23 protein-coding genes are annotated in these 25,128 nt (G+C 44.1%); 15 read left to right on the forward strand and 8 right to left on the reverse strand.

Features of this window, described 5'->3' with window-relative positions; translation table 11 throughout:
• Positions 1 to 46: 46 nt before the first annotated feature.
• On the reverse strand, positions 47 to 412 hold the full coding sequence (locus tag CXF83_RS05230; protein ID WP_101091561.1) for a hypothetical protein: 366 nt from the start codon (positions 410 to 412) through the stop codon (positions 47 to 49).
• A 277-nt stretch (positions 413 to 689) separates the two neighbouring features.
• Between CXF83_RS05230 and norR the strand changes: the two genes are divergently transcribed.
• The 11 genes from norR to CXF83_RS05290 all read left to right on the forward strand — a co-directional run bounded on the left by norR (position 690) and on the right by CXF83_RS05290 (position 10,691).
• The gene (norR, locus tag CXF83_RS05235) at positions 690 to 2,270 is read left to right on the forward strand and encodes a nitric oxide reductase transcriptional regulator NorR (protein WP_101091620.1); all 1,581 of its coding nucleotides are present in this window, start codon (positions 690 to 692) and stop codon (positions 2,268 to 2,270) included.
• A gap of 23 nt (positions 2,271 to 2,293) precedes the next feature.
• Positions 2,294 to 2,611 carry a cupin domain-containing protein gene (locus CXF83_RS05240; protein WP_101091560.1) on the forward strand — a complete coding sequence of 106 codons (318 nt, stop codon included), beginning with the start codon at positions 2,294 to 2,296 and terminating at the stop codon, positions 2,609 to 2,611.
• Positions 2,612 to 2,656: 45 nt separating this feature from the next.
• Positions 2,657 to 2,863 carry a zinc ribbon domain-containing protein gene (locus CXF83_RS05245; protein ID WP_101091559.1) on the forward strand — a complete coding sequence of 69 codons (207 nt, stop codon included), beginning with the start codon at positions 2,657 to 2,659 and terminating at the stop codon, positions 2,861 to 2,863.
• 216 nt (positions 2,864 to 3,079) lie between these two features.
• Positions 3,080 to 5,017: a peptidase U32 family protein gene (locus tag CXF83_RS05250; RefSeq protein WP_101091558.1), complete on the forward strand. Its 1,938-nt coding sequence runs from the start codon at positions 3,080 to 3,082 to the stop codon at positions 5,015 to 5,017.
• Between the two features lie 1,629 nt (positions 5,018 to 6,646).
• Complete coding sequence (locus tag CXF83_RS05260) at positions 6,647 to 6,955, forward strand: hypothetical protein (protein WP_101091692.1); 309 nt, start codon at positions 6,647 to 6,649, stop codon at positions 6,953 to 6,955.
• Between the two features lie 96 nt (positions 6,956 to 7,051).
• Positions 7,052 to 7,372, forward strand: a complete 321-nt coding sequence (locus CXF83_RS05265; protein WP_101091693.1) for a hypothetical protein — start codon at positions 7,052 to 7,054, stop codon at positions 7,370 to 7,372.
• 108 nt (positions 7,373 to 7,480) lie between these two features.
• Positions 7,481 to 7,798: a hypothetical protein gene (locus CXF83_RS05270; RefSeq protein ID WP_101091694.1), complete on the forward strand. Its 318-nt coding sequence runs from the start codon at positions 7,481 to 7,483 to the stop codon at positions 7,796 to 7,798.
• 120 nt (positions 7,799 to 7,918) lie between these two features.
• Complete coding sequence (locus tag CXF83_RS05275; protein WP_101091695.1) at positions 7,919 to 8,422, forward strand: hypothetical protein; 504 nt, start codon at positions 7,919 to 7,921, stop codon at positions 8,420 to 8,422.
• Positions 8,423 to 8,534: 112 nt separating this feature from the next.
• The gene (locus CXF83_RS05280) at positions 8,535 to 9,128 is read left to right on the forward strand and encodes a hypothetical protein (protein WP_101091696.1); all 594 of its coding nucleotides are present in this window, start codon (positions 8,535 to 8,537) and stop codon (positions 9,126 to 9,128) included.
• A gap of 111 nt (positions 9,129 to 9,239) precedes the next feature.
• A complete protein-coding gene (locus tag CXF83_RS05285) occupies positions 9,240 to 9,683 on the forward strand; it encodes a phosphate-starvation-inducible PsiE family protein (RefSeq protein WP_101091697.1) in 444 nt (147 codons plus the stop codon).
• A gap of 633 nt (positions 9,684 to 10,316) precedes the next feature.
• Entirely contained in the window at positions 10,317 to 10,691 is a 375-nt protein-coding gene (locus CXF83_RS05290; RefSeq protein ID WP_101091698.1) for a PH domain-containing protein, read from the forward strand.
• A gap of 91 nt (positions 10,692 to 10,782) precedes the next feature.
• Here CXF83_RS05290 and CXF83_RS05295 read toward each other — a convergent pair whose 3' ends face one another.
• Positions 10,783 to 11,964 carry an AAA family ATPase gene (locus CXF83_RS05295; protein ID WP_101091699.1) on the reverse strand — a complete coding sequence of 394 codons (1,182 nt, stop codon included), beginning with the start codon at positions 11,962 to 11,964 and terminating at the stop codon, positions 10,783 to 10,785.
• An 84-nt stretch (positions 11,965 to 12,048) separates the two neighbouring features.
• Entirely contained in the window at positions 12,049 to 13,203 is a 1,155-nt protein-coding gene (locus CXF83_RS05300; protein ID WP_101091700.1) for a membrane dipeptidase, read from the reverse strand.
• Between the two features lie 251 nt (positions 13,204 to 13,454).
• On the opposite strand from CXF83_RS05300, the gene CXF83_RS05305 reads away from it, so the two are divergent.
• Both CXF83_RS05305 and CXF83_RS05310 read left to right on the forward strand, forming a co-directional pair.
• On the forward strand, positions 13,455 to 14,381 hold the full coding sequence (locus CXF83_RS05305) for a TAXI family TRAP transporter solute-binding subunit (RefSeq protein ID WP_101091701.1): 927 nt from the start codon (positions 13,455 to 13,457) through the stop codon (positions 14,379 to 14,381).
• 133 nt (positions 14,382 to 14,514) lie between these two features.
• A complete protein-coding gene (locus CXF83_RS05310; protein WP_101091702.1) occupies positions 14,515 to 16,473 on the forward strand; it encodes a TRAP transporter permease in 1,959 nt (652 codons plus the stop codon).
• Positions 16,474 to 16,672: 199 nt separating this feature from the next.
• Here CXF83_RS05310 and CXF83_RS05315 read toward each other — a convergent pair whose 3' ends face one another.
• From CXF83_RS05315 to yjjX, 5 genes are all read right to left on the reverse strand, one after another.
• The gene (locus CXF83_RS05315; RefSeq protein ID WP_101091703.1) at positions 16,673 to 17,119 is read right to left on the reverse strand and encodes a SufE family protein; all 447 of its coding nucleotides are present in this window, start codon (positions 17,117 to 17,119) and stop codon (positions 16,673 to 16,675) included.
• Between the two features lie 341 nt (positions 17,120 to 17,460).
• Complete coding sequence (locus CXF83_RS05320) at positions 17,461 to 18,672, reverse strand: SufS family cysteine desulfurase (protein WP_101091704.1); 1,212 nt, start codon at positions 18,670 to 18,672, stop codon at positions 17,461 to 17,463.
• Positions 18,673 to 18,753: 81 nt separating this feature from the next.
• Positions 18,754 to 19,797, reverse strand: coding sequence for an NADP(H)-dependent aldo-keto reductase (locus CXF83_RS05325; RefSeq protein WP_101091705.1), 1,044 nt, complete (start codon positions 19,795 to 19,797; stop codon positions 18,754 to 18,756).
• A 328-nt stretch (positions 19,798 to 20,125) separates the two neighbouring features.
• The gene (locus CXF83_RS05330) at positions 20,126 to 21,049 is read right to left on the reverse strand and encodes a bifunctional helix-turn-helix transcriptional regulator/GNAT family N-acetyltransferase (protein ID WP_232775037.1); all 924 of its coding nucleotides are present in this window, start codon (positions 21,047 to 21,049) and stop codon (positions 20,126 to 20,128) included.
• A gap of 159 nt (positions 21,050 to 21,208) precedes the next feature.
• On the reverse strand, positions 21,209 to 21,748 hold the full coding sequence (yjjX, locus tag CXF83_RS05335) for an inosine/xanthosine triphosphatase (RefSeq protein WP_101091707.1): 540 nt from the start codon (positions 21,746 to 21,748) through the stop codon (positions 21,209 to 21,211).
• A 577-nt stretch (positions 21,749 to 22,325) separates the two neighbouring features.
• Here yjjX and CXF83_RS05340 point away from each other — a divergent pair.
• Positions 22,326 to 23,615, forward strand: a complete 1,290-nt coding sequence (locus tag CXF83_RS05340; protein WP_101091708.1) for a serine/threonine transporter — start codon at positions 22,326 to 22,328, stop codon at positions 23,613 to 23,615.
• A 141-nt stretch (positions 23,616 to 23,756) separates the two neighbouring features.
• Positions 23,757 to 25,124: an L-serine ammonia-lyase gene (locus CXF83_RS05345; RefSeq protein ID WP_101091709.1), complete on the forward strand. Its 1,368-nt coding sequence runs from the start codon at positions 23,757 to 23,759 to the stop codon at positions 25,122 to 25,124.
• The last annotated feature ends 4 nt before the right edge of the window (positions 25,125 to 25,128 follow it).

Below are 25,128 nucleotides of genomic sequence, written 5' to 3' on the forward strand. Positions count from 1 at the left end.
GTTTATCTAATTAAAAGTTGCAGTGTTGGCACTTTAGTTTTGCGCATTACAACTGCATATGACCCATACCATCGAGTCCAACACAACGCATGACGTAGCCAATTTTTATCGCTGTAGCAAACAGAATTAAACCAATGTGGCTGGCCACTTGCGCCCAGAGTGAAAAGCTATCAGCATAGGAATAACCAACTAAAATGCACAGTAGCAGGCCGATAACCGCGATGAACATGGTGCCATTCCCACCGGTAAGGGCATGGGAGTAAAACGTATTCGATGCCGTGCTTATTTGTTGTAAGGTACGATTTTCAACTGCAAAACCGCTCGATACCAGCATTGGCTTATTGCTTTGAAGATGAGTTAACTCTTCAACTAAATCTTCATGGGTGTAGGGCATTGTTTGATTGGCTATCATGACATTGCTCCATAAGTAAGTGTTGCCGTTTCGACTTTTCGCTGTTTATCTAAAGCCATTTGTCGGATTAGAATCTATCTTAATTAAAGACATTGCGATAAGCGTGCCAATGTTGAAAGTAGTGATTATTACTCGCATTTAGATTGTAGATTCGTTTGATGTAGTCATATTGACTTCACACTTTTGTAGTCATTAAGACTCTTTAGGGTTGTTTTGAGTGTTGGCGAGAGCCGTGATATGGTGGCGACAGTTACAATCTATTGGGTTTACTATTCTTGTGAGTGAAATATCCTCCGCCGCCTTAGTCCAACTAGCCTTAGATCTCACTAATAGCCTCACAACCAACGACAGGTACGAGCGTTTGCTCAATACTGTACGTCATGCCGTCATTTGTGATGCTGTGGTGTTGTTGCATGTGCAGGGCGAGTATTTAAAACCGCTGGCACAGCAAGGGCTAACCAAAGAGACCTTAGGTCGCCGCTTTGAAACGGTTGCTCATCCAAGGTTTGAGAAAATTTGTGCATCGCAAACACCAGTGAGATTTGCTGCGGATAGTGAATTGGCTGATCCTTACGATGGTTTACTGCTGTCCCATGATGGCGATCTGCCGGTGCATGCTTGTATGGGGCTGCCACTGCTTGCTAACGATAAGCTCATTGGAGTGTTAACCCTCGACAGCATGGTTCCCAATGTCTTTGATGAGATCCCCAAACGAACATTAGACATCATTGCTGCAATGTCTGCAGCCACCCTGAATACAGCCATTTTACTGCAAAAGCTCGAACAGCATTCTAAACATAATCAACAGGTTGTTGCTGAATTAACCCATGAGGCTTTAGTTAAAGATGGTGGTGAGCTGATTGGTAATAGCGAGATCATGCTTAAACTCAAGCGTGAAATAGAGATGGTTGCCGGGTCTAATTTCTCAATCTTAATTGAGGGGGAGACTGGTGTAGGTAAGGAGCTGGTGGCGAGAACGCTGCACAGGCAATCGAGCCGCAGTGAAGGCCCTTTGGTATACGTTAACTGTGCTGCATTGCCTGAAAGCCTTATCGAAAGCGAACTCTTTGGCCATGTTAAAGGCGCATTTACGGGAGCGGACCGAAACCGAATCGGTAAATTTAGCCTCGCCAGTGGCGGTACCATATTCCTCGATGAGATTGGCGAGTTACCACTTGCAGTGCAGAGTAAGTTATTACGGGCTTTACAGAATCAAGAGATCCAAGTCGTTGGTAAAGATGACGTTGAGTATGTTGATGTGCGTATTCTGGCGGCCACTAACCGACAGCTCAAAGTGGAAGTTGAGCAGGGGCGTTTTCGTGCCGACCTTTATCATCGTCTCAGCGTGTACCCCGTTATCGTGCCGCCGTTAAGGCAGCGTGAGGAAGATATTAGTCTGCTCAGTGGTTACTTTATTGAATTAACCCGGCGTAAATTGGGTATGAGTCAACTAACTCTAGAGCCGAGTGCGATAAAAATGCTCAATCAGTATGACTGGCCGGGTAATGTGCGCGAGCTAGAACATGTTATTAGCCGCGCCGCCCTAAGAGCGAGAAGTGACAGTGCTGCAGCGATTGTGCGCATTGGCATCACCCATCTTGCGCTAGTGTTGCCTAATACCGCTCTTGGCGAAGCGTCTAGCCCGGTGGAAGAGAAGCAGATAGCGCAAGACACTGGTAACCTAAAGCAGCAAACCGATGATTTTCAACGGCAATTGATTTTGCAGACGCTAACCCAGCAACAAGGTAATTGGTCGGCAACAGCTAATCAATTACAGATGGATCGTGCCAATCTAAATCGTCTTGCAAAGCGCTTGGGGGTCAGAGTGAGTAAGAGTATTGTTGTTAACCCGCTTTAATTGCGTAAATGACTGGAGGCTAAATGGATAAACAGCATATTCTTGATAACCTGCCTAGCGATCTAACCCTAGAACAGTTTGAACCGCTGGTGAAAACGGACAGCGTTTTAATCGAACGCATTATCTCTGCCGCACATGTTACCGCGGAAGGTCAATGGTACGATCAAGCCAAAAGTGAGTGGGTGATGGTGGTGCAAGGGGCTGCCAAGCTAGAATTTGAACATGGTGAGATGGTCAGCTTAAATCAAGGTGAGCATCTAACCATTAAAGCCCATGTGAAACATCGGGTGGCTTGGACAAGTGAGGAAACCGAAACTATTTGGCTAGCAGTACATTATTAACAACTGTCAGCCAACATCAGATCATCATTATGGAGAAGAGCAGCTATGCAACATGATAAGTGGACCTGTATTAAGTGTAATCATAAAGAGTTCGATACTGGTGAGATCCGTGTGTCGGGTGGTTTTTGGTCGCGTATTTTCGATATGCAGAATAAAAGATACTACGCCGTTACATGCAGTAACTGCAGCTACACCGAGTTTTATAAAGGTAAATCCTCAGCACTGGGTAATGCATTCGACCTGTTCACCTAACAGGAACAGGGCAGGCTAACCAAGGATAACTGGCGATAACAAAAGCTTTATCAACTGCTTAAATTGAAGTTGTCATTTAACGGCTAAAACCCATTAGCTAGTGTGCCGCTTGGCGCTTTTAACGAGGGAGGCTTGCATACATTAGCTAATGCCAAATCTCAGATTTTTGCTATAATGCCCGCACAAATAATAGTGTTTCTTTTTTGAGTGATTTTTATGAGCAATGTTGGCATCTTCAGACCGAATGATAAGCCCGATACCGCACCACTGCCGCCGCTAGAGAGCCACTCTAATCGCCTTGAGTTATTAGCGCCTGCAAAAAATGCTGACTTTGGTATTGAAGCTATCCGCCATGGTGCCGATGCGGTTTATATTGGTGGCCCCGCTTTTGGTGCCCGTGCTAGCGCAGGCAATAGTGTCGAAGACATTGCCAGACTATGTACCTTTGCTCATCAATATCACGCCCAAGTATTTGTTGCTATTAACACTATCTTGATGAATGAAGGTGAACTCGATGCGGCGCAGAAGCTCATCTGGCAGGTTTATGAAGCCGGAGCCGATGCACTGATTGTACAAGACATGGGGATCCTTCAGCTCGACCTGCCTCCGATTGCGCTACATGCTAGTACGCAGATGGATAACCGCAATCCAGAGAAAGTCGCTTTTTTAGAGCAAGTCGGTTTTTCACAAGTCGTACTCGCTCGTGAACTTGGTTTAAGCCAAATTCGAGATGTAGCGGCTAAAACTAATATGCAAATCGAGTTCTTTATTCATGGAGCATTGTGTGTCGCTTACAGTGGTTTATGTAACCTCAGTCACTCTTTCAGTAACCGCAGTGCGAACCGCGGAGAATGCTCACAATTATGTCGCCTACCGGGTGATTTAAAGACCCGCCAAGGCGACGTATTGGCAAAGAATGAACACCTGCTTTCACTTAAAGACAACAACCAGACCGATAACTTAGAAGCGCTTATTGATGCTGGTGTACGCTCATTTAAGATCGAAGGTCGCCTTAAAGATTTAAGCTACGTAAAAAATGTGACAGCACATTATCGTCAAGAGTTAGACAAAATTATTGCTAGACGCCCGGAGTTTAACGCCTCATCACACGGCCGCAGCGAGCACAGTTTTACCCCCGATCCTGAAAAAACCTTTAACCGCGGTAAAACAGATTACTTTGTCCATGAGCGTAGCCAGGGCATGAATGACTTTCGTTCGCCTAAATATATTGGCGAAGAAGTGGCAAAAGTTAAGCGCATAGAGAAAGACTTTATCGAAGTGACCTCCGATACTAGTTTTAATAATGGTGACGGATTATGTTTCTTCCCGAGTAACTTTGCCGAAGCTAAACAGTCCGATGATAAATTAAAAGGCATGCGTGTTAACCGTGTTGACGGTCTTAAACTATTTTTGCTGCGAATGCCAAAAGAGCTCAAAGTCGGTATGACTATTTACCGTAATCACAACCAAGCATTTGAAGCGGTATTAGCGAAAGAGTCAGCCAAGCGTATTATTGAGGTCGATTTGCTATTAGCCGATACCATTGATGGCGTGTCACTGACCATGACCGATATTTATGGTCACAGTGCGGTGCAATCATTGGTTTTCGAAAAAACGGCAGCAACGGATGTCGAAAAAGCCTTAAAAGGGCTGCGTAAACAGCTAGGCAAGCTCGGTAGCACCGATTTTACCGCGCGCAAGATGAATATTGAAACAGCGCAAACTTGGTTTATCCCTACTTCAGTTTTGAACGGCTTACGACGTGATACTGTGGCGGCATTAGAGCAGACTCGTGTTAATGATTATCAACGCCCTAAAGCTTGGAAATACAATCAAGAAGCGGTTTACCCGGTTAAACACTTAAGCTATTTAGGCAATGTGGCCAACGACAAAGCCAAGGCGTTTTATCAACGCCATGGGGTGGTCGAAATTCAAGATACCTATGAGAAAAATGGCATCACTGAAGATGTGCCATTAATGGTGACTAAGCACTGCCTGCGCTTTAATTTCAACTTATGCCCAAAAGAGGTTCCCGGCATTAAAGCCGACCCTATGATATTAGAGATAGGCAAAGATGTATTGAAGCTGGTTTTCGATTGTCCTAAATGCGAAATGCTAGTGGTTGCTGAAAACAGACAGGTACGTTCTGAGTAATTGTTAGTTGTTGCTGACCCAAAATTGTTTGGGTCTTTATTAGTTTTATTTAGCTGCGCCTGAGCTTTTATTAATAGCAAAGTCGTGGCGCTTCGCCCACACCAGAGGTGGAGATAATCAAACTCCGTTTGATAAAGGTCGTGGAATTCCATCCCACACCCGGGCAAGGAGGACTGTTCGTCCTTATCCTCCTTGCATCCACCATGACGCTCCGACGAAGTTACATGCATTAAGTACAGGCCTCATACCCCAACAAAAATCGCCTAACGCTTCCGATGGGACATCTGATGTATATGGATTTACGAATGCCGTGATGGCATGGTCAACGATGTTCCCTACATCATATAGACATTTCCCATATCCATATGGGTCAGATGCCAAGGAACGGCCTGTCCCGCGAAAGCTATGCCCACGTCCGTGTGGGCATTACGGCTATTTCTTCAACGCACTTAGGCAACTTCGATGGGGAACCGGTGTTTTCTATTCGTTCTATGGGATGGTGACTTTGGTGCTCTTAATTGAGAGCACAAGAGCTGGGATCTTGTGCTTTTCCAACCCAGTGCTGATGCGGCTGAGGCCTTCGGAAACAGGACCAATTCTGTTCCCTACAGAATTTGGCATTCCCTCCGTCCTTGGAGGTCAGATGTCTTCGTTGAGCTCACATGGACCCTTTATTTTATAAAGAGTTGCAGCGAGCCTCTGTTGCGTCAGCACATACGCGACCGCAAGTCATTGGAACCACCTTTGTCTGAAGGTAACGCACTTCTGCCCCAAAGTTGGTTAGTCGATTTGTAAGACAGAGCTTTTTACCGTAAGCAAAGTCAACGTCGTGGTGCTTCGCCCACACCAGAGCCAAGGGTCAAAGCGCTTACGCCCCTTGGCAATCCCTCAGCGCCCCGGCGAAATTGTCTGAAAAGCGAAAATTTCCAACGGGGAATATGGTGTTATTAGCTGCCTAAGTAGTTAGGGGTTAGATTTCTGTTTTAAAATTGAAAATGCAGGAGCTGGAGCGTTGTGCTTTTCCAACCCAGTGCAGATGCGGCTGAGGCCTTTGATGGCATGGCCAATTCTGTTCCCTACAGAATTTGGCATTTCCTCCGTCCTTGGAGGTCAGATGTCTTCGTTGAGCTTACATGGACCCTTTATTTTATAAAGAGTTGCAGCGAGCCTCAGTTGCGTCAGCACATACGCGACCGCAAGTCATTGGAACCACCTTTGTCTGAAGGTAACGCACTTCTGCCCCGTAACGAGTCAGAAACGAGCTCAAATGGCATAGACTCAGGCAGCATTGGATTAAGTAAGAAAGGGTGGTTGGATATACAGTATTATTGGCTTAGTTGTGGAAACAGATCACTTTCTTAGATTCAATTCACGCTTTACTATTGTGCAGTGTTAGTAACTTGTATAAATTCAGTAAGATGTAAGTGTGCGTTCATGAAAAGTTCAGATAACCGGAAAGCAAAGTGTGCGACTCACTTTTCTCCCTAGGTGTATTGGATACAATTTTTAGCGTAAGTGTTTAATAAGCTGTTATTAATAAACTTTTCAGACTTTTTACTGTGCACGCTTTCTCAACATGTCTTGGCAAAACGCGCGAGCCGTATATTAAAATGTTAGAAGTCTTAAATTATGGTACATAGAAAAGTTATAGTTTTACTGGATAAAGCGATTGAAGCTGGAGAGAAAAATTCATATCAGCTTGGCGATATATATGATGATCTCGATTTAATCTTAGGCACTAATGGCAAAGAGGCTGCATTAAGATACTATTTTGATTGTTGGGCTGATGCAGTGAATCATGACTATATGGTTTATAAAGTTAAAGATCCTAAAGAATGGATTGATGCTGCCACTGAACTTCGTAATTGGTATGATAGTAAAGAAGAAAGATTAAGTGAGCGGGCTTTATGGAAAGAAGCCTTACCTGCCGACTTCTAACAATAATATTAAATTCGCGCCCTTCGGCCGCCCGACGCTCGTTCCTCGCGCGGTTTATATAGGCGTTATACACCACAAATGGAGTGCAGATTAACAATGGAAGTTAGTGAGCAATACAGTCAGGAAGCAAGAATGCAATTAGACTTCTATTCCTTTATGGCTGTTGCAATATGGGTGTGCTTTGGTGTTGCTATTACTTCAGCTGTAGCAATGCATTTAGTTGTCACTACAGTCGCAACCTCTACAGAGGTTGAATCATCAATGTTTCTGTTCTCCTCCGCAGTGTATGGCTTTTTAGGATTCCTTTTTTCACTTTTTGGCTCTGCTGGCATATACCCTTTATACAAATTTTGGTGTGGTAAAAAAAAAGGGCAGCGAGTTACGGGGCGCTTTGCTTTTATCAATCGTGGTGTATAACAAGCTGCTAAATTCAGATTCACCAAGGCTGTCATGCCATTTGCTGAGCAAATCGCCCGCCAGCACTCGGTTCACTTATTAGCAGGGCGTTAGGGTTACAAGGATCGTATGTCGCATATTGAACAATTCTGTGAGTCAGCTATAGCCAAAGGAGATGGCACTTCAACTAATGATTCTGAGCATTTTGACAAAATGCAGGAAGCCATTACTCATATTAAAGAGTTGCCCAATCTACTTCCTTTACTCAATCACAAAAATGAGTGGGTTATATGTTGGGCTGCTAGTCATTTACTTGCTAATGGTTATTCTTCTGAAGCTCTAAAGCCATTAAATAAACTAGCTACAGGTAGTGGTATCGCAAGCTTCAGCGCTGACATAATAATTCAAGAGTATAAACGTGGTTGCTTTAAATCACCATTTGGGTAAAAGTAACCCTAACAAGCTAATTAATAAGGACAAAAAACAGTTGGCTGTTTTCGTTCCTCAACATTTTAGCCAACAATTTTTTGCCCATTATTAGGGCGTTATGTTTACAAGGAGTAGTCAGTGGCACTTGCAGAAATTCAACTAGCATTAAATAGTATCAAAACAGCTATGGATATTGGCTCATTCATTGCTAAAGCTGATAACGCCTTAGACCGAGCTTTATTAAAAGTTAAAATCGAAGAAATAATTGATTCATTGTCAGAAGCTAAGAAAACTATTAGAGATCTCGACGATGTCATTTATGAGAAAGACAAACTCATTAAAGAGCTTCAAGAACAAAATCTGAACCAAATAAAAACAGTTGGTTATCTTGGTGCTAGATATTGTACTAATTCAGAAAATGAACCTACGGGCATACCATATTGCCCAACATGTTGGGCTGATGGAGGAACTATTAGTCCATTAACCGCATGGTCAAATAATGAAGCAACACATAAATGTGGTAAATGCGGAAATACTATCAGTTCTCGGTTATCTCCTTTGAATGCCGGTTACTATATTAAAAAAAATAGAGAAGCAGCAACAAATATGAATATGGCATTTACTATTGAAACGCATTTGTAAACATAACAAGCTAATTAATAAGAACAAAAAACAGTTGGCTGTTTTCGTTCCTCAACATTTTAGCCAACAATTTTTTGCCCATTATTAGGGCGTTAGGCAGTAAGGATATATTGTGAATTCTGAACCAGATTACGAAAACTCCAATTTAGAAGAATTGGAAGATGTACTTGAACATATAGACAGGGAAGCGTACCCAGAAAGAACTAAAAAAGTCCAAGAAGAACGAAATAAAAGACTCGCGAAAAAGTCAGAATCCAATACAAAACTATCGATTAATCCCAAATTAATTGGGGTGACAGGGGTTGTTTATTCGCCAACTCAGGCGGCTCTTGGAGCATTTCTTGGAGGCCCTTTTGCTTCACTCTATTTCCTCAAAACTAACTTTGAAGTACTAAAAAGTGAAAAGAGCAAAAAAAATACTATAGCATTAGGCAGTATCATTATTTTTTCTTTGTTATTAATTTTGCCATTTTTGCCAGATAATTTTCCAAATATAGTAATCCCATTACTGACCGTAACTATAACTAAAGCATTAGTTGAGAAATTCCAGTTTACTAAAGAAGATATTGAAATATCTGAAGGGCTAAAATACCAGTCAAACTGGGGGATTTTATGGACAAGCATTATTTGCTTAGTTTTGCTGCTAATTGCAGTAACTGTATTTATCTTAATCATTGAAATTATAGGCGTTTCAGTTACTGCCTAACAAGGCGCTCAAGAACGGACAAAAAACGGTTGGCTTTTGCTCGTTCCTCGCTTATTTTAGCTAACAATTATTCGCCTCTTAGCAAGGCGTTATACATTTAGGAGTATTTAAGTGGTAGACGAACGTATCAACAAAGCAGTATCTTTAATGCGTACTGTAAAGAAATGTATGACATTTTCTGTTCTTATTGCTATGTATATAGTCGTTGGGATTTCGATATTTGAGCTCGCAATTGCTCTTTATACTGACATATTTGATTCTGCAGGTGGTTTAATGCATGTGAAAATAGATCAGTTGCTTAAAATATTTGGTTTCTTTTTTATTATCCTTATTGGTTTTGAACTTATAGAAACAATAGAAATGTATTTCAAAGAAAATGTTATTCATGCAGAAATTATTTTGTTAGTAGCAGTTATAGCTGTCTCTAGAAAAGTGATCTTACTCGATTTAGAAAAATATGAACCGTTGGCAATAGTTGGCTTGGGGCTTATCATTATTGCTCTAGGTGGTTGTTATGCGCTAATTAAGTTTAGCTATAGAGGTAAAAATGTATAACAAGTTGCTTAAAAGGAAAAATAACAGTTGGCCATCGCTTCGCGAATATATCCAACTATTCTTTTCCGCTTAGCAAGGCGTTACCGCATATCTGATGGCCATACTTTCCCTTATGAAATTCATCACTCCAAGAGCTTTAGCACTAACTCATTTATGTTCAGAAATGAGCTAGACGCTACTCTGAACTCGCTGGCAGATCATCTGCTGTGGAACGTGCAAGCTTCTGAAAAAGGGATTTTTCAGCAGAGCCTACATGGAGGTATTCACGGCGGTTTACAAAGGAACATAGTGGATGAGCTGCTTTCCATCATAAGTAGATGTTTTAGGTAATGGCACTAGAACCCGGCCCAGAAGCCTTGCCGGGATGACTCCCAATTATTCCCAAGTTGTTCTGCTAAGCGATCTCATTTCTGTCCAAAACGTGTTTAAAGTGATCAAACTTAATTATTCATCGTCCGCAAGGTGCTTTCTGATTGTGCTGTAATCGAGGGGTAACTCATAAGCATTGACCCGTTAATTACCCATTGTACTTGACGACTTTGATTGGATTAAATTCGCAATAGCGGTTAAGTTCTTAACTGCTGCAGTGGTTTGTCGCTGAGATAACGTTGACTCAATATTAAGGAAAATAAAATGGGATTATTAGATTCGCTGATGGGAAATGCTTCAGAGGTCAACCTTGAAGAGCTGACTGAAGAACTTAGTCCGATAATGGCAGACAATGAGTCATTGAGCCTCGCTTATAAAGTGGTGCGTGACATGTTTGTCTTTACCAATAAGCGGCTGATCTTAATCGATAAGCAAGGCATGACGGGTAAGAAGGTGAGTTATCATTCAGTACCTTATAAAGCGATAACCCATTTTGAAGTAGAAACCGCGGGCAGATTTGATATGGATGCAGAGTTAAAGTTGTGGATCTCTGGTCAAAAAGAGCCATTAGTCAAAGAGCTAAAAAGAGGCACTGATGTGGTGGGCATCCAAAAAACGATTGCTAACTTCTCACTCTAAATCGTTATTCGACTGACCTCGCATTACGCGATTATTCCACTCGGTCAGTCCCAATAAAAAACATGACTGTTAAGAAGATTACCGCAGCGAGTTAGCTGCGGTTTTGCCAACGCCAGCTTGGTTTACTCAATATATCCTGCCCAATAATCTCTGTTTGCCCGAGCTGTTTATCCAGTTCAATTAAATTGCAATCTTCAAACTGATTGAGTGAGTTAATCAACCTATTCGCGTGGGACACAACCCATAACTGGCAACGCTCTGAGGCTTTAACAATAAGTCGAGATAGTGCTGGCAGCAGATCCGGGTGTAAGCTGGTTTCTGGTTCGTTAAGGACCATTAATTCTGGTGGTCTTGGCGTTAGTAAGGCGGCAACCAGTAAAAGGTAACGTAAGGTGCCATCAGACAATTCAGCGGCATTCAGTGCTCTAAGCAGACCCTGTTGATGAAATTTCAGGGTTAGCATGCCATTAGATTCATATTCAATAACCACATGTGCACCGGGGAAAGCGTCACTCAAAGCAGTATCAAAGGCTTCTCGGTCACCAACTTCAAATATGGTTTGGATAGCTGATGCTAGATCTCTACCATCATGATGTAGCACTGGCGTTCGGGTACCTAATTGTGACTTCCTTGCCGGGGCATCGCAGTCACTGCGAAAATGATCGTAAAAGCGCCAGGCGCGAATATTATCTCGCAGGCGTATGACCTCTGGCGTTCGCTCAGGGTCAGCAAGTTCAGTAAAGATGCTGTCGCTATGCTGCATGTGTACATTGAGTGTTTGCCAGCCCGCTTGCTTTGCTTGTTCAGTGCGGCTTTTGACTAATGCTGAACGCCGCTCAACCAATACGGTGGCTGGACGATATGAATTACCGACCCAAATGGCTTCACGTTTAATCTGCGGATCTAATCCAAACAACGTAGTGGAATCAGGCTTTGGTAACCCAAGCTCAATCAAATAACTGAATTCATCGCTAGCAAAACCGAGCCTGAGCCGTTTAACCTGCTGCCTTACTGTTGGCTCAACAGGCGTCTCTCCCGCTAACATGGCACGCGATAGCTTCTCTGGTCCAGCCCAGAAACTGGAATCTAAGCCTCCCTCAAGCGCTAAAGCATTAACCACACCGCCTTGTGCTGTTTGAGCAAGTAAGCGTAATGCTTTATATAAGTTAGATTTGCCACTGCCATTAGCGCCAGTGACAAGGTTTAGTTTCGCCAGTGGAATAGTGACATCCCGTAAAGAGCGATAGTTTTGAATGGCGAGTGTGGTCAGCATATATATTCATAGTGGCAATTGGATCTCTTGCCACTTTAACTGCCAAAGACTATTGCTGTCTATGCGCTAACTGAGTCTGCATCATTAGACCAATACATCACTGAGTACTCTTTGCCAGTTCTGCCCCATGATCTTATCGCGATCATTACTGCTAAAGCCGGCTTTACTTAAGGCTAGATCAATACGATTCATGCGGTCAATATCGTTCAACTCTGGGATCACGACATGTTCAGGTTCAATGTCGTAGCCCAGCACGTTTTTCTCACGCAGGCTATGCCACCAACTAAGGTACTGTTTCACCCCTTCAGCGTTATTGTTATTAAGCTTGAGTAAGTTCTTTTGGCCACGCAGTGGGTAATCATTGGCAATGGCGACAGCATCAATACCCCCAACATTAGCGACATGTTTTAGGTGGTTAATATAGTGATCAACCGTTGGCACTTTATCGTTAGTAAGCCAAAAGCTCATCATAAACACCCCGAACAATCCGCCGGTATCGGCAATCGCTTTAATCACTTCATCTGGGCTGCAGCGAGCATGATTAACCAAAGCACGCACTGCGCCATGGCTTTGAACGATAGGGGAGCGGCTAACCCTGGCAGTATCTAATGCAGCTTGGGGACTTGAATGGCTGACATCGACGAGAATATGGTTATCATTTAGCTTGTTAATCAGCGCCTCACCCGCTTGGGTTAGCGGTAGGTTAAGCCCGCCACTAGCATCATTATCGAGTGCACCGCCACTAAATTGATTACCGTAGTGGTGAGTCAGTTGCAACGCCCTTAACCCTTTGGCATGAAATTCATCGACTTGGCTTAAACCGTTATTAATGCTGCCCTCTACGCAGTCAGCTCCTTGGATCTGAAAGAACACCGCGGTGCGGTCTGACTGCTTGGCTCGGTTAATGTCATTAGCATTTAGCCCCAGAATGAGTTTGTCGCTGTTGGCTTCAACTCGGATTTTTGCCGCTGATATGCTTTTAATGCAAGCCTGATAAGTCCGTTTGTAGTTGGTGGTGCCATCGGTTTGTTTCATCGCCTCAATGGCTGATATATCGCAAAGATAAGCATCAATACCCGATGCACCCAGATCGGCTAAATCGTCGGGAAGAAAACAGAGGCCATCGACAAACAGACGTTTGTTTTCACTGGCTAAAGCAGGCAGTGGGCCAAGCTGGCTTAAGACGGTGCCAGCGGCAAGACCTTTAATAAGTTGGCGTCGATTGATTAGCGGTTGCATTTTTTTCTCCCACTGTAGACCTTGATTAGCCTACTTTTATTGTTATCCCCCCATAGTATCCTATCGACTTCGACTATTCGATATCTTGACAATACTTGACCCTTAAGTGACTATCGAGGCCAAATTGAAGTGAAATCATTAATAATTAAAGGCTTTTAAATCAAAGTCTAATATACATGCGCAAACGACTTCTAACACGAATATTTTGAAGTGGCAAAGGTATAAAATTGAACAAAATTAAGGGGAAGGCTATGTTTTATCGCGCGTTAGCACTTGCACTACTGTTGGTATTGCCTGCGTCGGCTCAGGCTGAAAATTACTCAATCGGCACCGGTGGTCAAAGCGGGATCTATTACCCTTTTGGTGGGGCATTAGCCAAAGTATGGTCTGATAATGTTCCTGACGTAAATGTGAAAGCGGAAGTGACAGCCGCTTCGGTTGAGAACACCATTAAAGTGGTTCGTGGTGACATGATCGCCGGAATAGCCATGGGCAATGTGGTACTGGATGCTTATAAAGGTGAGGGGAAATTCAGAAGTGCCATGCCAGTGAAAACCTTGTTTGCACTTTATCCAAACCTTGTACATGCCATCAGTTTAGAAAAATCAGGCATTACTTCTCTGGCAGATCTTAAAGGCAAACGTATCTCTTTGGGCGCACCTGCGAGTGGTACCGCAGTGACCTCGGCAGCATTGCTTGAGTCGATTGGTATTGATGTCAAAAAAGATATCACAGCGGTTTATCTTAATTACGCCGAAACGACCAACGCGCTAGCGAACGGTCAAATCGATGCAGGTTTTATTGTGGGCGGCCAAGGTGTGGGCGCTGTGACTCAAGTTGCGTTGACTCATAAGATCAATATTATCCCAGTATCGGCTTCTGAAAGTGCTGCGTTTATTAAACAAAATCCAGCCTATAGTAACTATACGATCCCAGCTGATGTGTATAACAGTGTGGGTGCAGTATCGACGTTAAGTGTGTGGAATGTGATTGTTGTGAGTGCCAATATGAGCGATGAGATGGCGTTTAACCTGACTAAAGCCGCCTTTGAAAACATGGGTGAGGTGCAAAAAGTGGTTAAAGTTGCTGATGCCACTACGCCAGAAAATGCTAACCGTCTACAAGGTGTGCCATTACATCCTGGCGCGCAAAAGTACTTAGACTCACTGAGCCAGTAAATTCACTGATAATCAGCACCTAACTCAATAGGTGCATTGCATCATCGACAAAGGCAGCTAATAGTTGCCTTTGCGCTATTTAGGCTGTTTAACCTTGACTAATAACAACGTTAAGCTGCCTTGAGGACACAATATGACCCCTGTTGACGATAAAGAGGTTAACGAACAAGAGACGAGCAGTCAGGCAGATCAGCTTGATAGCAGTAAGGACGTGATTAACACCTTGCCTTATGAAACCGCGGTAAAGGTTTTCGGATACCTCATTTTAGCGATTGCCGTCGCGCTGTCGTCATTCCAAATTTGGCAAGGGATCACATCGACCATCTCAGCGACCTATTTTCGTCCAGTGCATTTATGCTGGGTGCTAGTACTGATCTTTTTACATTACCCACTGATCAGTAATCGCTATAACAAGGGCTATATGCTGGGACGGGTGACGGATCTAGCCTTATGTGGCTTAACGGTATTTGCGGGATACCGCATGCTGATTTTCGATTACAACGACATCGATCATCTACTGTATGGCTTAGGGACGGCTGATTTAGTGGCTGGAAGCGCCTTGGTACTGCTACTACTAGAAGGTTGCCGCCGTACTGTCGGTTGGGTAATGGTGCTGATTGCTACGCTGTTTTTAGCTTATAGTGCTTTTGGCGATATGTTGCCAGGTGCTTTGGCGACCAAAGCCTATTCTTTGCAAGAACTGGTTCAGTTTCAGATCTTCTCTGCTAACGGTATCTTTGGCTCAGCACTCGGTATTGCCGCAACAACGGTGTTTATTTTCGTGTTATTTGGCGCCTTCTTGGAGGTGACTGGCGCGGGTAAGTTCTTTATCGATTTGGCGTTCTCTATCGCGGGAAAATATCGCGGTGGGCCAGCTAAAGCGGCGGTATTAGCCTCCGCTGGACTCGGTTCAATCTCAGGTTCTGCCATTGCCAATACTGTCACGACAGGTTCTGTGACGATTCCTATGATGAAGAAGCTGGGCTACACGCCGGAGCAGTCAGCGGGAATTGAAGCGGCGGCCTCAACTGGAGGGCAAATAATGCCACCGATTATGGGTGCTGGCGCCTTTGTGATGGCGCAGTTTACGGGGGTGCCCTACAGCGACATTATGTTGGCATCGATAGCGCCGGCGATACTCTATTTCTTCTGTACCTTGCTCTACGTGCACTTAATGGCCTGTAAGTTAAATCTACAAGCCGCCAGTCGCACAGAGGCCGTGATGACGGTGATGAAGCAAGGCGCTCACCATCTCATTCCTTTGGCAATTATTACCACGTTACTGATGATGGCTTACTCGCCGTTATTAGTTGGGGTTGCAGGTTGCGCCGCGATCTTGCTGACCGCAGCACTGCGTAAACACAGCCGTATTGGTTTGAGTAAGTTTATCTCGGGAATGAAGAGTGGTGCCTTAATGGCATTGCCTATCTCGGTTGCGTGCGGCGCAGCGGGTATTATTGTTGGCGTAGTGGGCCAAACAGGCATAGGGCTGCAATTTACCCAGTTTGTCATGGAGTTTTCCGGCGGCTATATGCTGGTGGCATTAGGCTTGATAAGCATTGTGGCATTAGTGTTAGGCATGGGGTTACCAGTGACTGCCGCCTACATTGTACTTGCGGTAATGGCGGTGCCTATGTTGGGAGACTTTGGCTTGCCATTGCTCACGGCACATTTGATTGTGTTTTGGCTGTCTCAAACGTCAAATGTTACCCCTCCGATTGCGCTGGCGGCATTTGCGGCGGCGGGTGTTGCCAATGCTAACCCGATGAAATCCTCAGTTGAAGCCTTTAAGCTTGCGGGTGGACTGTTTATGATCCCCATCATGATGGCCTATACCGACCTACTAAATCCTGAGGCCAGCATGATGGCGTTTGCTTTTGCTATCGTGCAGACGGCAACCATCATTGTCGCCATCGCTATATCGATTGAAGGTTATCTATTACGTCCGCTTTCAAATGTTGAACGTTTGGTGGCATTTTCAGCTGCGCCGTGGGTGCTATTTGATCCCTTCAGTACGGGCTTTGTGGGGGTATTAGTGATCTTAGCTTTGATTGGCTTGCAGTGGAAAACGCGTGCGAAGGTAGGGGGATAATAGCCTAAGCTCAGCTTAAGTAAGCCCCTCGAATCGATCGTGGAACGATTGATTACATCGGTTCGGTTCGTGGGATTGGCTTAGCTATCGATACTCGCTTAATACTGAGCTCTTAATAGAGGATCTTAATGTTTAGATCTTCATCGAGAAATATTAGTTGAGAGCGCTTCACTGACAAGTTTAGCGGGTGACAGTGTTTTTATTCACTTTCACTTTTAATCGCTTTGGCTAAGGCAAGTAAACCATTGGTGCGTGACGGGCTTAATTGGCCTTCAAGCCCTAACTGCTTAAAATACGGGTTAGGGTCAAAAAGTGCTATCTCTGCGCTGGTTTTACCATTGCAGGCAATTAATAGCAGTGCGATAAGCCCTTTTACGATACGGGCGTCGCTGTCTGCGACAAAGTAATGTTTGCCCTCTATCTTGCAATGATACAGCCAAGCATTGCTCTCACAGCCCTTAACCTGAGCAGACTCGTTCCGCAGTTCATCTTGCAATTTAGGTAAGGTTTTACCGAGCAACATAATCTGACGATAGCGCTCTTGCCAGTTACCGGCATTTTCAAACAGCTGCATTGTCGTTGATACATCAGCTTCCAGTGCTAGCGTGAGAAATTGCTGTTTTGTTGGCTGGACTTGCTGACTCATATTCGACCTGACTTTAATGTGAATGATTATTTGAAAATACCGTTTTTGACTTTCCGACTCTTTCGTCTCAGCTAGTACCGTCTTAGCATTATCCTGCTTTCTAGCTTCTTCGGCTTTCCGGCTCTTTCGTCTCAGTTAGTACCGTCTTAGCATTATCCTGCTTTCTAGCTTCTTCAGCTTTCCGACTCTTTCGTCTCAGCTAGTACCGTCTTAGCATTATCCTGCTTTCTAGCTTCTTCGACTTTCCGGCTCTTTCGTCTCAGTTACTACCGTCTTAGCTCTATTCTGCTTTCCTAGCACTTAGTATCGGCTCTTAACCGTCTCAGCTGTTATCTTCGATCCTAAAGCAACAACTCTTTCACTGACTGCATTGCAGTAATAAAGTTGTCGATATCAGCCTTATTAGTATAAATACCAATAGAGGCTCGGCAGCAGCCATTAAGCTGTAAACTCTGCATCAGTGGCATGGCGCAGTGGTGACCGCAGCGTACCGCAATACCTTGCTGATCTAATAATATCCCGACATCTTGATGGTGTTCAGCTGCAAGATTAAAGGCAACGGCACCGAGATTGTCACTGTGAGCGCCATAGAGTACGACATCGCCCAAGGCTTTGAGCGAGTCTTGCAAATAGATAAGTAACGTTTGCTCTGCGGCGCTAACTTGCGCTTTGGGCTGTGCGTCGATGAAATCAATTGCTGCGCCTAAACCAATAACTTCAGCGATTGGCGGAGTGCCAGCTTCGAGTCGATTGGGCAGTTGATTAAACTCAGTGCCGCTAAAACTGACGGTTTTAATCATCTCTCCACCCGTCATCAACGGACTAAGACTATCTAATAGTGCAAAGCGACCGTATAAAACCCCGATGCCTGTGGGGCCATACATTTTGTGGCCAGAGAACACATAAAAATCACAATCAATGTCTTGTACATCAACGCTCATGTGCGCAATCGCTTGTGCGCCATCAACTAAGGTGATAGCGCCCACCTGTTTGGCTTTAGCAACTAAATCGCTCACTGGATTGACCGTGCCTAACACATTAGACACATGGCCGAGTGCCACTATCGCAGGCTTTTCGAGTAGCAAAGTATCAAATGCTGCGCTGTCTAAACGGCAATCTGTCGTTAATGGGATTGGCTTTATTATCGCGCCAGTGCGCTTAGCGAGTTCTTGCCATGGCACAATATTGGCGTGATGTGCTGCAGCATCAATTAAGATCAGGTCGCCCAGTTTAAGTTGAGATGTCAGCCCATTGGCAACGATGTTAATTGCTTCTGTAGTGCCGTGGGTGAAAATAATCTCTTCCCGACGGCGAGCCTGAATAAACTGGCATAGCTTGTCGCGTACCGCTTCATATTGTGTGGTCGCACGCGCTGATAAGAGGTGTGCTGCTCGATGCACATTGGCATTATCAAAATGATAATAGTGATTCATGGCATCAATCACTTGTTGCGGCTTCTGACTAGTGGCTGCAGTGTCTAAATAACATAACGGGTAACCGTTGTTAGATTGGGCGAGCGCAGGAAATTGTGACCGTAACATTGTGAGATCCATTAATCTGATCCGAGGTATAAATATAAAAGGCGCGCAGATCTTGTAAGATCTGCACGACTAATGCAAGGCTAAAGCTGTTTATTATGGGCAGGGCAGGCGATATGTCTGCGCTAATTCATTGAGGCGTAGCATTAACTCTGGTGAAATACTGCAATTGATACTGTCGATATTTTCTTTTAACTGCTCAATATTGGTTGCACCTATAATGTTAGACCCAACAAATTTTTGCGCGTTAACAAACGCCAATGCCATTTGTGCAGGGCTCATATTGAACTCTTTAGCGAGCTCAACATAAGCTTTAGTCGCTTCGAGCGCCATTGCAGATCCGGTATAGCGAGCAAAACGTTTAAACAGTGTTAAGCGAGCACCTTTTGGCCACTGCTCATTGAGGTATTTGCCCGATAATGCACCAAAGGCCAGCGGAGAGTAGGCCAATAACGGCACCTCTTCACGGTGACTTATTTCGGTCATTCCGACCTCAAAACTGCGATTTAGCAGGTTATAAGGGTTTTGCACTGAGACAATCTTAGGTAAGCCATGTTTCTCGGCCAGCTGCAAATACTTCATAAAACCCCAAGGAGTTTCATTGGAAATACCGATATAACGAATTTTCCCCGCAGTCACTAGATCGGCTAGCGCTTCAAGAGTCTCAATAATGGGGGTTTGCTGCTCGCCATCATCTTGCTGCTCATAACTCAGTTCGCCAAAGTAGTTACTGTTACGATCGGGCCAGTGAACTTGATAGAGATCGATGGTATCGAGTTGTAATCGCTGTAGTGAGCTATCAACGGCTTGATGAATATTACGCCAGTCCAGAGACATGTTTGGTCTAATATAGTCACTCTTACCGCCTGGACCTGAAACTTTGCTGGCAATAATCAGTTCATCTCGGTTGCCGCGCTGTTTGAGGTAGTTACCAAGAATGGTTTCGGTAGCACCTTGGGTTTCTGCTTTCGGGGGGACTGGATACATTTCAGCGGTATCGATGAAGTTAATTCCTTCACCTATCGCGTAGTCTAACTGTTCGAATGCTTGAGCTTGGGTGTTCTGCTCACCCCACGTCATTGTCCCTAAACAGATTTTACTAACATTTAAGCTTGAGTGTGGCAGACGTTTATATTCCATAATGCAACTCACTTATTACTGAGAACGAGCAAAAGATGACTTAACCTGAACGCGGATCGATGAATGTCAGGTGAATGAACCAATCTAAATTGAGATCAGAACTTAAACATTAAATTATTGATTTAGCATAAATTCTAGCTTAGTACCGAGATTACTGCCTATGCCAAGGCGGGGGAAGGTAGGTAATAACGGACTATTACTCGAAAGCTCGACAAGGATGAGGGCAATAATAAATGGCGCTTCTTGCCTCAAGTTCAGCTTACTTAACTTGAGGCTACCAATTTTTTATCACAAAAACTATCAACTTAATACACTCGCTCTGTTTGGCTCAGGATAGGTCACGTAACATGGTCACTTCACAGGCATCATGGCCTGTGTCACCGAGCGGTGCATCTATATGCTTAAATGCCAGCGATTCGTAGAGCTTTATCGCCTCAACTAAATTCGCTGTTGTTTCTAAATAGCAGGCATTAAACCCTTGCTCTGTCGCAAATTTGATGGCTTGTAATGCGAGTCGTCTAGCAAAGCCTTTGCCACGTAGCGCGGGTGAAAAGTACATTTTTTGCAGCTCACACACCCCAGGCTGATTGTTCAGTGGCGCTATTCCACCACCGCCTAAAATCTTCCCTTGATACTCGATGACCCAGTAACAGGCATTACTTGCTTGGTACACTTCGGTGAGGTCGTCCAGCGTTGGATCTGACACACCATAGCCCTTGTCTGCCGTTAACCCATATTCTGCTGAAACCTGACGAATGATCTGTGCCATAGCAGCATTGTCATGGGCTGTTATCTCTCTGATGATAAAACCAAACTGAGCTTTAGACCGCATAACGGCTTTATTGTATTGGCGAAGTGAACTTTCTATCTGGGTTATATGCTCGTTGGGCAGCTGCGCCATGATCTCGTTAAACTGCAGATTTTGTTGTTCATCGAGTTTGAGTAGTTGTTTTTTACCATTACAGGTGAGTTGTGCCATTAGGCTACGACTATCTTTGGGGTTAGCGGCCGTTTTGGCAAAGCCCTTGTCAACGAGGTGGCTTACCGCACGGCTAGCATTGGACTTATCAATGTTTAGCCTCTCAGCTAACTGCTTTATCGAATACGAGCTTTGCCCTAACTCAATTAAGGTGTGTGCTTGGACGGGAGATAGCGGTTGGTTACCACAAGCGGCATCTAACAGTCCTAATTGGCGGATCAGTTGTCTGGAAAGACGGCGTAACTGTGAAGCTTGGCAAGGGGGATTTGGCATATCTGGTTTCATCACGGGCATTTAGTTGCGAGTAGCATCTAACTTACGAGGACTATGTAATAAAATCAAGTACATTTATTTAAAGTTATAAACTAACGGCTAATACTGACTTGATCAAACAGAGATAGAGTTTGACCAAGTACAGACAAATTACGCTGGTTATAAACAGTAGATCTCAGGATTAAGCATTGGGGCCATTGCCAGAATGATGGCTTGGGTGTAGACACTTTGACGTGTAGCATGCCCTTGAGTTAGCAGTGCTATAGCCCCGCCTTTTTGTTTGATATTAACGGTATCAAACATGCTATCCATTACATTACCAAGTTCTTCACCTTGAGTCAGTGCATGGTATACCTTTATTGGCAGTGGCAGCAGTGCGCTACGACCCACGCTGACTTGTTCATTGTGAGCAATGGCAATATGAGCAAAGGTTGCAGGGCCATGATCAAATAGATCAACCCCGCCTTCCATCGCAAGATAGTAATCTGCTTGATAGTGGCTTTGGCAGTATTTGACTCTATTAACCGCTCCAGCTTGAGTTTCAGCTTCAGTCATCGGTTGCTCAGCGACAAGAGAGGGGGCATGCACGCCTTCGCACTCAATCATCGACTCTGGGAATAAGGTCGTTAGCGCTGCTTTAGCTGCGCCCACTTTAACTGGATTTTTAGATCCGACAATCACTCGAATAATTTGTGTCATGAATTGTATTACTTCTTTAGGTAGATAATGCGAACGGCTCGTATAGCGTGTACGGGAGCTGTTAGTTATTGTCAATTTATAACTTTTAGGCGGCGTAATGTCACTGCTTAATTGAGGCTATTTAGTAGCTTTATTGGCTGGCTAACAAATAGGCTACAAATATTTATCTATATTAATCATTAGATTGACTAATCCGATCTAGAATCAGGGGCTAAAAAGGTGTGACTTACCTCAAGTACGGTACCTAGTTTGCCGGGCTAGATCTCTAAATTGCTCATTGTGAGATCTATGTCCGCTGGCTTTTTTTGTACTTTGACAGATTTATATCAGCATCGAATGAAATAGGTAAACTCAGTGTTAAATTCAGGTTCAATTGAGTTACTAAACTTCAGTATAAATGAAAATTTATTACATAAAGAAAGTGATGCGGTTCACGTTATCGCTATATTATGAAAATCAATTACATAATACGCATACAGATCAATTTATAGCCCCTGCATTAGGATTACCTTAATCGCGAAATCATTCCTTAGATATACATCTACAGGTGTTGAAAACACCTTTCAAGGTAAAGCTAATGCAAAACGACGTGATCAATACACAACCAGTGGCCCAAAACGAAGTAGCAGCGACAAATACGCTCCCTTGGACCCGAAAAGATACGACTTGGATGTTGAGTTTATTTGGTACGGCTGTCGGTGCCGGTATTTTATTCTTGCCTATTAATGCAGGAATGGGGGGCTTTTGGCCATTGGTATTAATGGCGGTAATTATTGGCCCTATGACATACCTTGCCCACCGTGCCTTATCGCGCTTTGTGTGTTCATCGAAGAAACCAGGTAGTGATATTACCGATGTAGTAGAAGAGTATTTCGGCGTAGGTGCGGGTAAAGCCATTACCATGTTGTATTTCTTAGCCATCTATCCAATTGTTCTCATTTACGGCGTAGGTATTACTAACACGGTTGATAGCTTTATTGTTAATCAGCTAGGCATGGCTTCACCACCACGCTTTATTCTTTCTGGTGTCCTTATCATTGCCATGATGTCAGTGATGGTTGCAGGTGAGAAATTCATGCTTAAAGTGACCCAGATTTTGATATACCCATTAGTCGCTATTTTGGCATTTATGTCTTTTTACTTGATCCCCGGTTGGAAAATGGACGCATTAAATGTTGTTCCTAGCACGGGTGCTTTCTTGGGTACTGTGTGGTTAACCATTCCAGTGCTTATCTTCTCTTTTAACCATTCACCCGCTATTTCACAGTTCTCAGTGGCATTAAAGCGTGAACATGGTAAGAATGCGTCGCGTAAAGCTGACACTATTTTAAAAAACACCACGATGATGTTAGTTGGCTTTGTGATGTTCTTTGTATTCTCTTGCGTATTGTCACTAACGCCAGCACAACTTGCAGAAGCAAAAGCAAGCAACCTGCCTATTTTGTCTTACCTAGCTAACATGCATGAAAGTGATTTTGTAAGTTACCTTGGCCCTATCATCGCTATTGTCGCTATCTTTTCTTCTTTCTTTGGCCACTATATGGGCGCAACAGAAGGCATGAAAGGTATTATTACTAAGCAGCTTCGTAGTAGCAAAAAAGACGTGTCAGATAAGAAGCTGAACAAGTTTATCTTAGGCTTTATGTTCTTCACTATCTGGGGTGTTTCGATTATCAACCCAAGTATTTTAGGCATGATTGAAGCATTAGGTGGTCCGGTTATCGCGGCGATTCTTTACCTTATGCCTATGTATGCGATTCATAAAGTGCCTGCATTAGCACCGTACCGTGGCAGAGTGAGCAACATTTTTGTGGTGATTGCGGGCGTACTTGCTATCACGGCTATCTTGTTTGGCTTAGTTTCATAGATTATTGCTACGAATTCTACTCGGGTATTTATCGTTGTTATTGGCAGCATCAATCCCCGAGATTTTAGTGTCACAGTTCCATCAATGTTTGACCTTGGGTTAAAAAATCTATAACCCTTCCTCCTTTTTTGAGGTAGTTCTATGTTTAGCGCATTTGATATTTTTAAGATTGGTGTGGGCCCGTCGAGCTCTCACACTGTCGGGCCGATGAAGGCCGCTAAAGAGTTTATCGACGATATACGTCAAGCTGGTAAGTTTGATCAAGTGACACGTTTGAGTGTTGAGATTTTTGGTTCTTTGTCGTTAACGGGCAAGGGGCATCATACCGATATCGCCATTATTATGGGCTTGGGTGGAAATACACCTCAAAAAGTGGATATCGATGCGATTCCACATTTTATTGCTCAAGTGGAACAGACTGAAACCTTGCCGATGGGCGAAGAACAACGCCTAGTGGACTTTGGCCATGATGCGGTTATTTTTCATAACTATGCTCTGCCAATGCACGAAAATGGAATGTCGCTTCACGCTTACGCTGGTGATGAAAAAATCATGAGCAACACTTATTATTCAATAGGCGGCGGCTTCATTGTTGAAGAAGCTCACTTTGGCAAAGAAGCACAGAATCCAATTGAAGTGCCATACCCGTATAATTATGCCGATGAATTGCTCGCTATCTGTGAAGACACAGGCATGAGCATAAGCACGATAATGTTTAAAAATGAATTGGCATTTAACAGCGAAACCGATATCTATAAAGGCTTTGCTGATGTATGGGAAACCATGCATGCGGCCATTGAAAAAGGCTGTAATACCGAAGGCGTGTTGTCTGGGCCGCTGCGTGTTCCACGCCGTGCTCCAGCGCTTTATCGCCAGCTGGTAACGGGCGAAAGTCTGTCTAACGATCCAATGGAGATCGTTGATTGGGTTAATGTGTTCGCTATGGCTGTCAGCGAAGAAAATGCCGCTGGTGGCCGTGTGGTGACATCACCAACCAATGGCGCAGCGGGCATTATTCCCGCTGTTTTAGCTTACTATGACAAGTTTATTAAGCCTGTGGGTGAGCAAGAATACACGCGGTTCTTCTTGGCTGCTGCAGCAATTGGTTCTTTGTATAAGCGCAACGCTTCTATCTCTGGTGCTGAAGTGGGTTGTCAGGGCGAGGTCGGTGTGGCTTGTTCAATGGCTGCTGCAGGTCTTGCAGAAATTATGGGCGGCAACCCTGCGAAAGTCTGTATGGCGGCAGAGATTGGTATGGAGCATAACTTAGGGCTTACGTGCGATCCGGTCGCAGGCCAAGTGCAAGTACCTTGTATTGAGCGTAATGCGATTGCTGCAGTAAAAGCAATTAACTCTTCTCGTATGGCGATGCGTCGTAATTGCCAGCCGAGAGTGAGCCTAGATAAAGTGATCGCGACTATGTATGCAACAGGCAAAGATATGCATGTTAAGTACCGTGAAACGAGCCAAGGTGGACTGGCTATTAAAGTCACCAGTATTTGCGGTTAAATAG

Source organism: Shewanella sp. Choline-02u-19 (genome assembly GCF_002836205.1).
Taxonomy (GTDB): Bacteria; Pseudomonadota; Gammaproteobacteria; order Enterobacterales; family Shewanellaceae; genus Shewanella.

Bases quoted from the DNA above. Each gene is read 5' to 3' on its own strand.
- CXF83_RS05230 (WP_101091561.1), bottom strand. From the start codon at position 412: ATGATAGCCAATCAAACAATGCCCTACACCCATGAAGATTTAGTTGAA.
- CXF83_RS05240 (WP_101091560.1), top strand. From the start codon at position 2,294: ATGGATAAACAGCATATTCTTGATAACCTGCCTAGCGATCTAACCCTA.
- CXF83_RS05245 (WP_101091559.1), top strand. From the start codon at position 2,657: ATGCAACATGATAAGTGGACCTGTATTAAGTGTAATCATAAAGAGTTC.
- CXF83_RS05250 (WP_101091558.1), top strand. From the start codon at position 3,080: ATGAGCAATGTTGGCATCTTCAGACCGAATGATAAGCCCGATACCGCA.
- CXF83_RS05260 (WP_101091692.1), top strand. From the start codon at position 6,647: ATGGTACATAGAAAAGTTATAGTTTTACTGGATAAAGCGATTGAAGCT.
- CXF83_RS05265 (WP_101091693.1), top strand. From the start codon at position 7,052: ATGGAAGTTAGTGAGCAATACAGTCAGGAAGCAAGAATGCAATTAGAC.
- CXF83_RS05270 (WP_101091694.1), top strand. From the start codon at position 7,481: ATGTCGCATATTGAACAATTCTGTGAGTCAGCTATAGCCAAAGGAGAT.
- CXF83_RS05290 (WP_101091698.1), top strand. From the start codon at position 10,317: ATGGGATTATTAGATTCGCTGATGGGAAATGCTTCAGAGGTCAACCTT.
- CXF83_RS05295 (WP_101091699.1), bottom strand. From the start codon at position 11,964: ATGCTGACCACACTCGCCATTCAAAACTATCGCTCTTTACGGGATGTC.
- CXF83_RS05300 (WP_101091700.1), bottom strand. From the start codon at position 13,203: ATGCAACCGCTAATCAATCGACGCCAACTTATTAAAGGTCTTGCCGCT.
- CXF83_RS05305 (WP_101091701.1), top strand. From the start codon at position 13,455: ATGTTTTATCGCGCGTTAGCACTTGCACTACTGTTGGTATTGCCTGCG.
- CXF83_RS05310 (WP_101091702.1), top strand. From the start codon at position 14,515: ATGACCCCTGTTGACGATAAAGAGGTTAACGAACAAGAGACGAGCAGT.
- CXF83_RS05315 (WP_101091703.1), bottom strand. From the start codon at position 17,119: ATGAGTCAGCAAGTCCAGCCAACAAAACAGCAATTTCTCACGCTAGCA.
- CXF83_RS05320 (WP_101091704.1), bottom strand. From the start codon at position 18,672: ATGGATCTCACAATGTTACGGTCACAATTTCCTGCGCTCGCCCAATCT.
- CXF83_RS05325 (WP_101091705.1), bottom strand. From the start codon at position 19,797: ATGGAATATAAACGTCTGCCACACTCAAGCTTAAATGTTAGTAAAATC.
- CXF83_RS05330 (WP_232775037.1), bottom strand. From the start codon at position 21,049: ATGCCAAATCCCCCTTGCCAAGCTTCACAGTTACGCCGTCTTTCCAGA.
- yjjX (WP_101091707.1), bottom strand. From the start codon at position 21,748: ATGACACAAATTATTCGAGTGATTGTCGGATCTAAAAATCCAGTTAAA.
- CXF83_RS05340 (WP_101091708.1), top strand. From the start codon at position 22,326: ATGCAAAACGACGTGATCAATACACAACCAGTGGCCCAAAACGAAGTA.
- CXF83_RS05345 (WP_101091709.1), top strand. From the start codon at position 23,757: ATGTTTAGCGCATTTGATATTTTTAAGATTGGTGTGGGCCCGTCGAGC.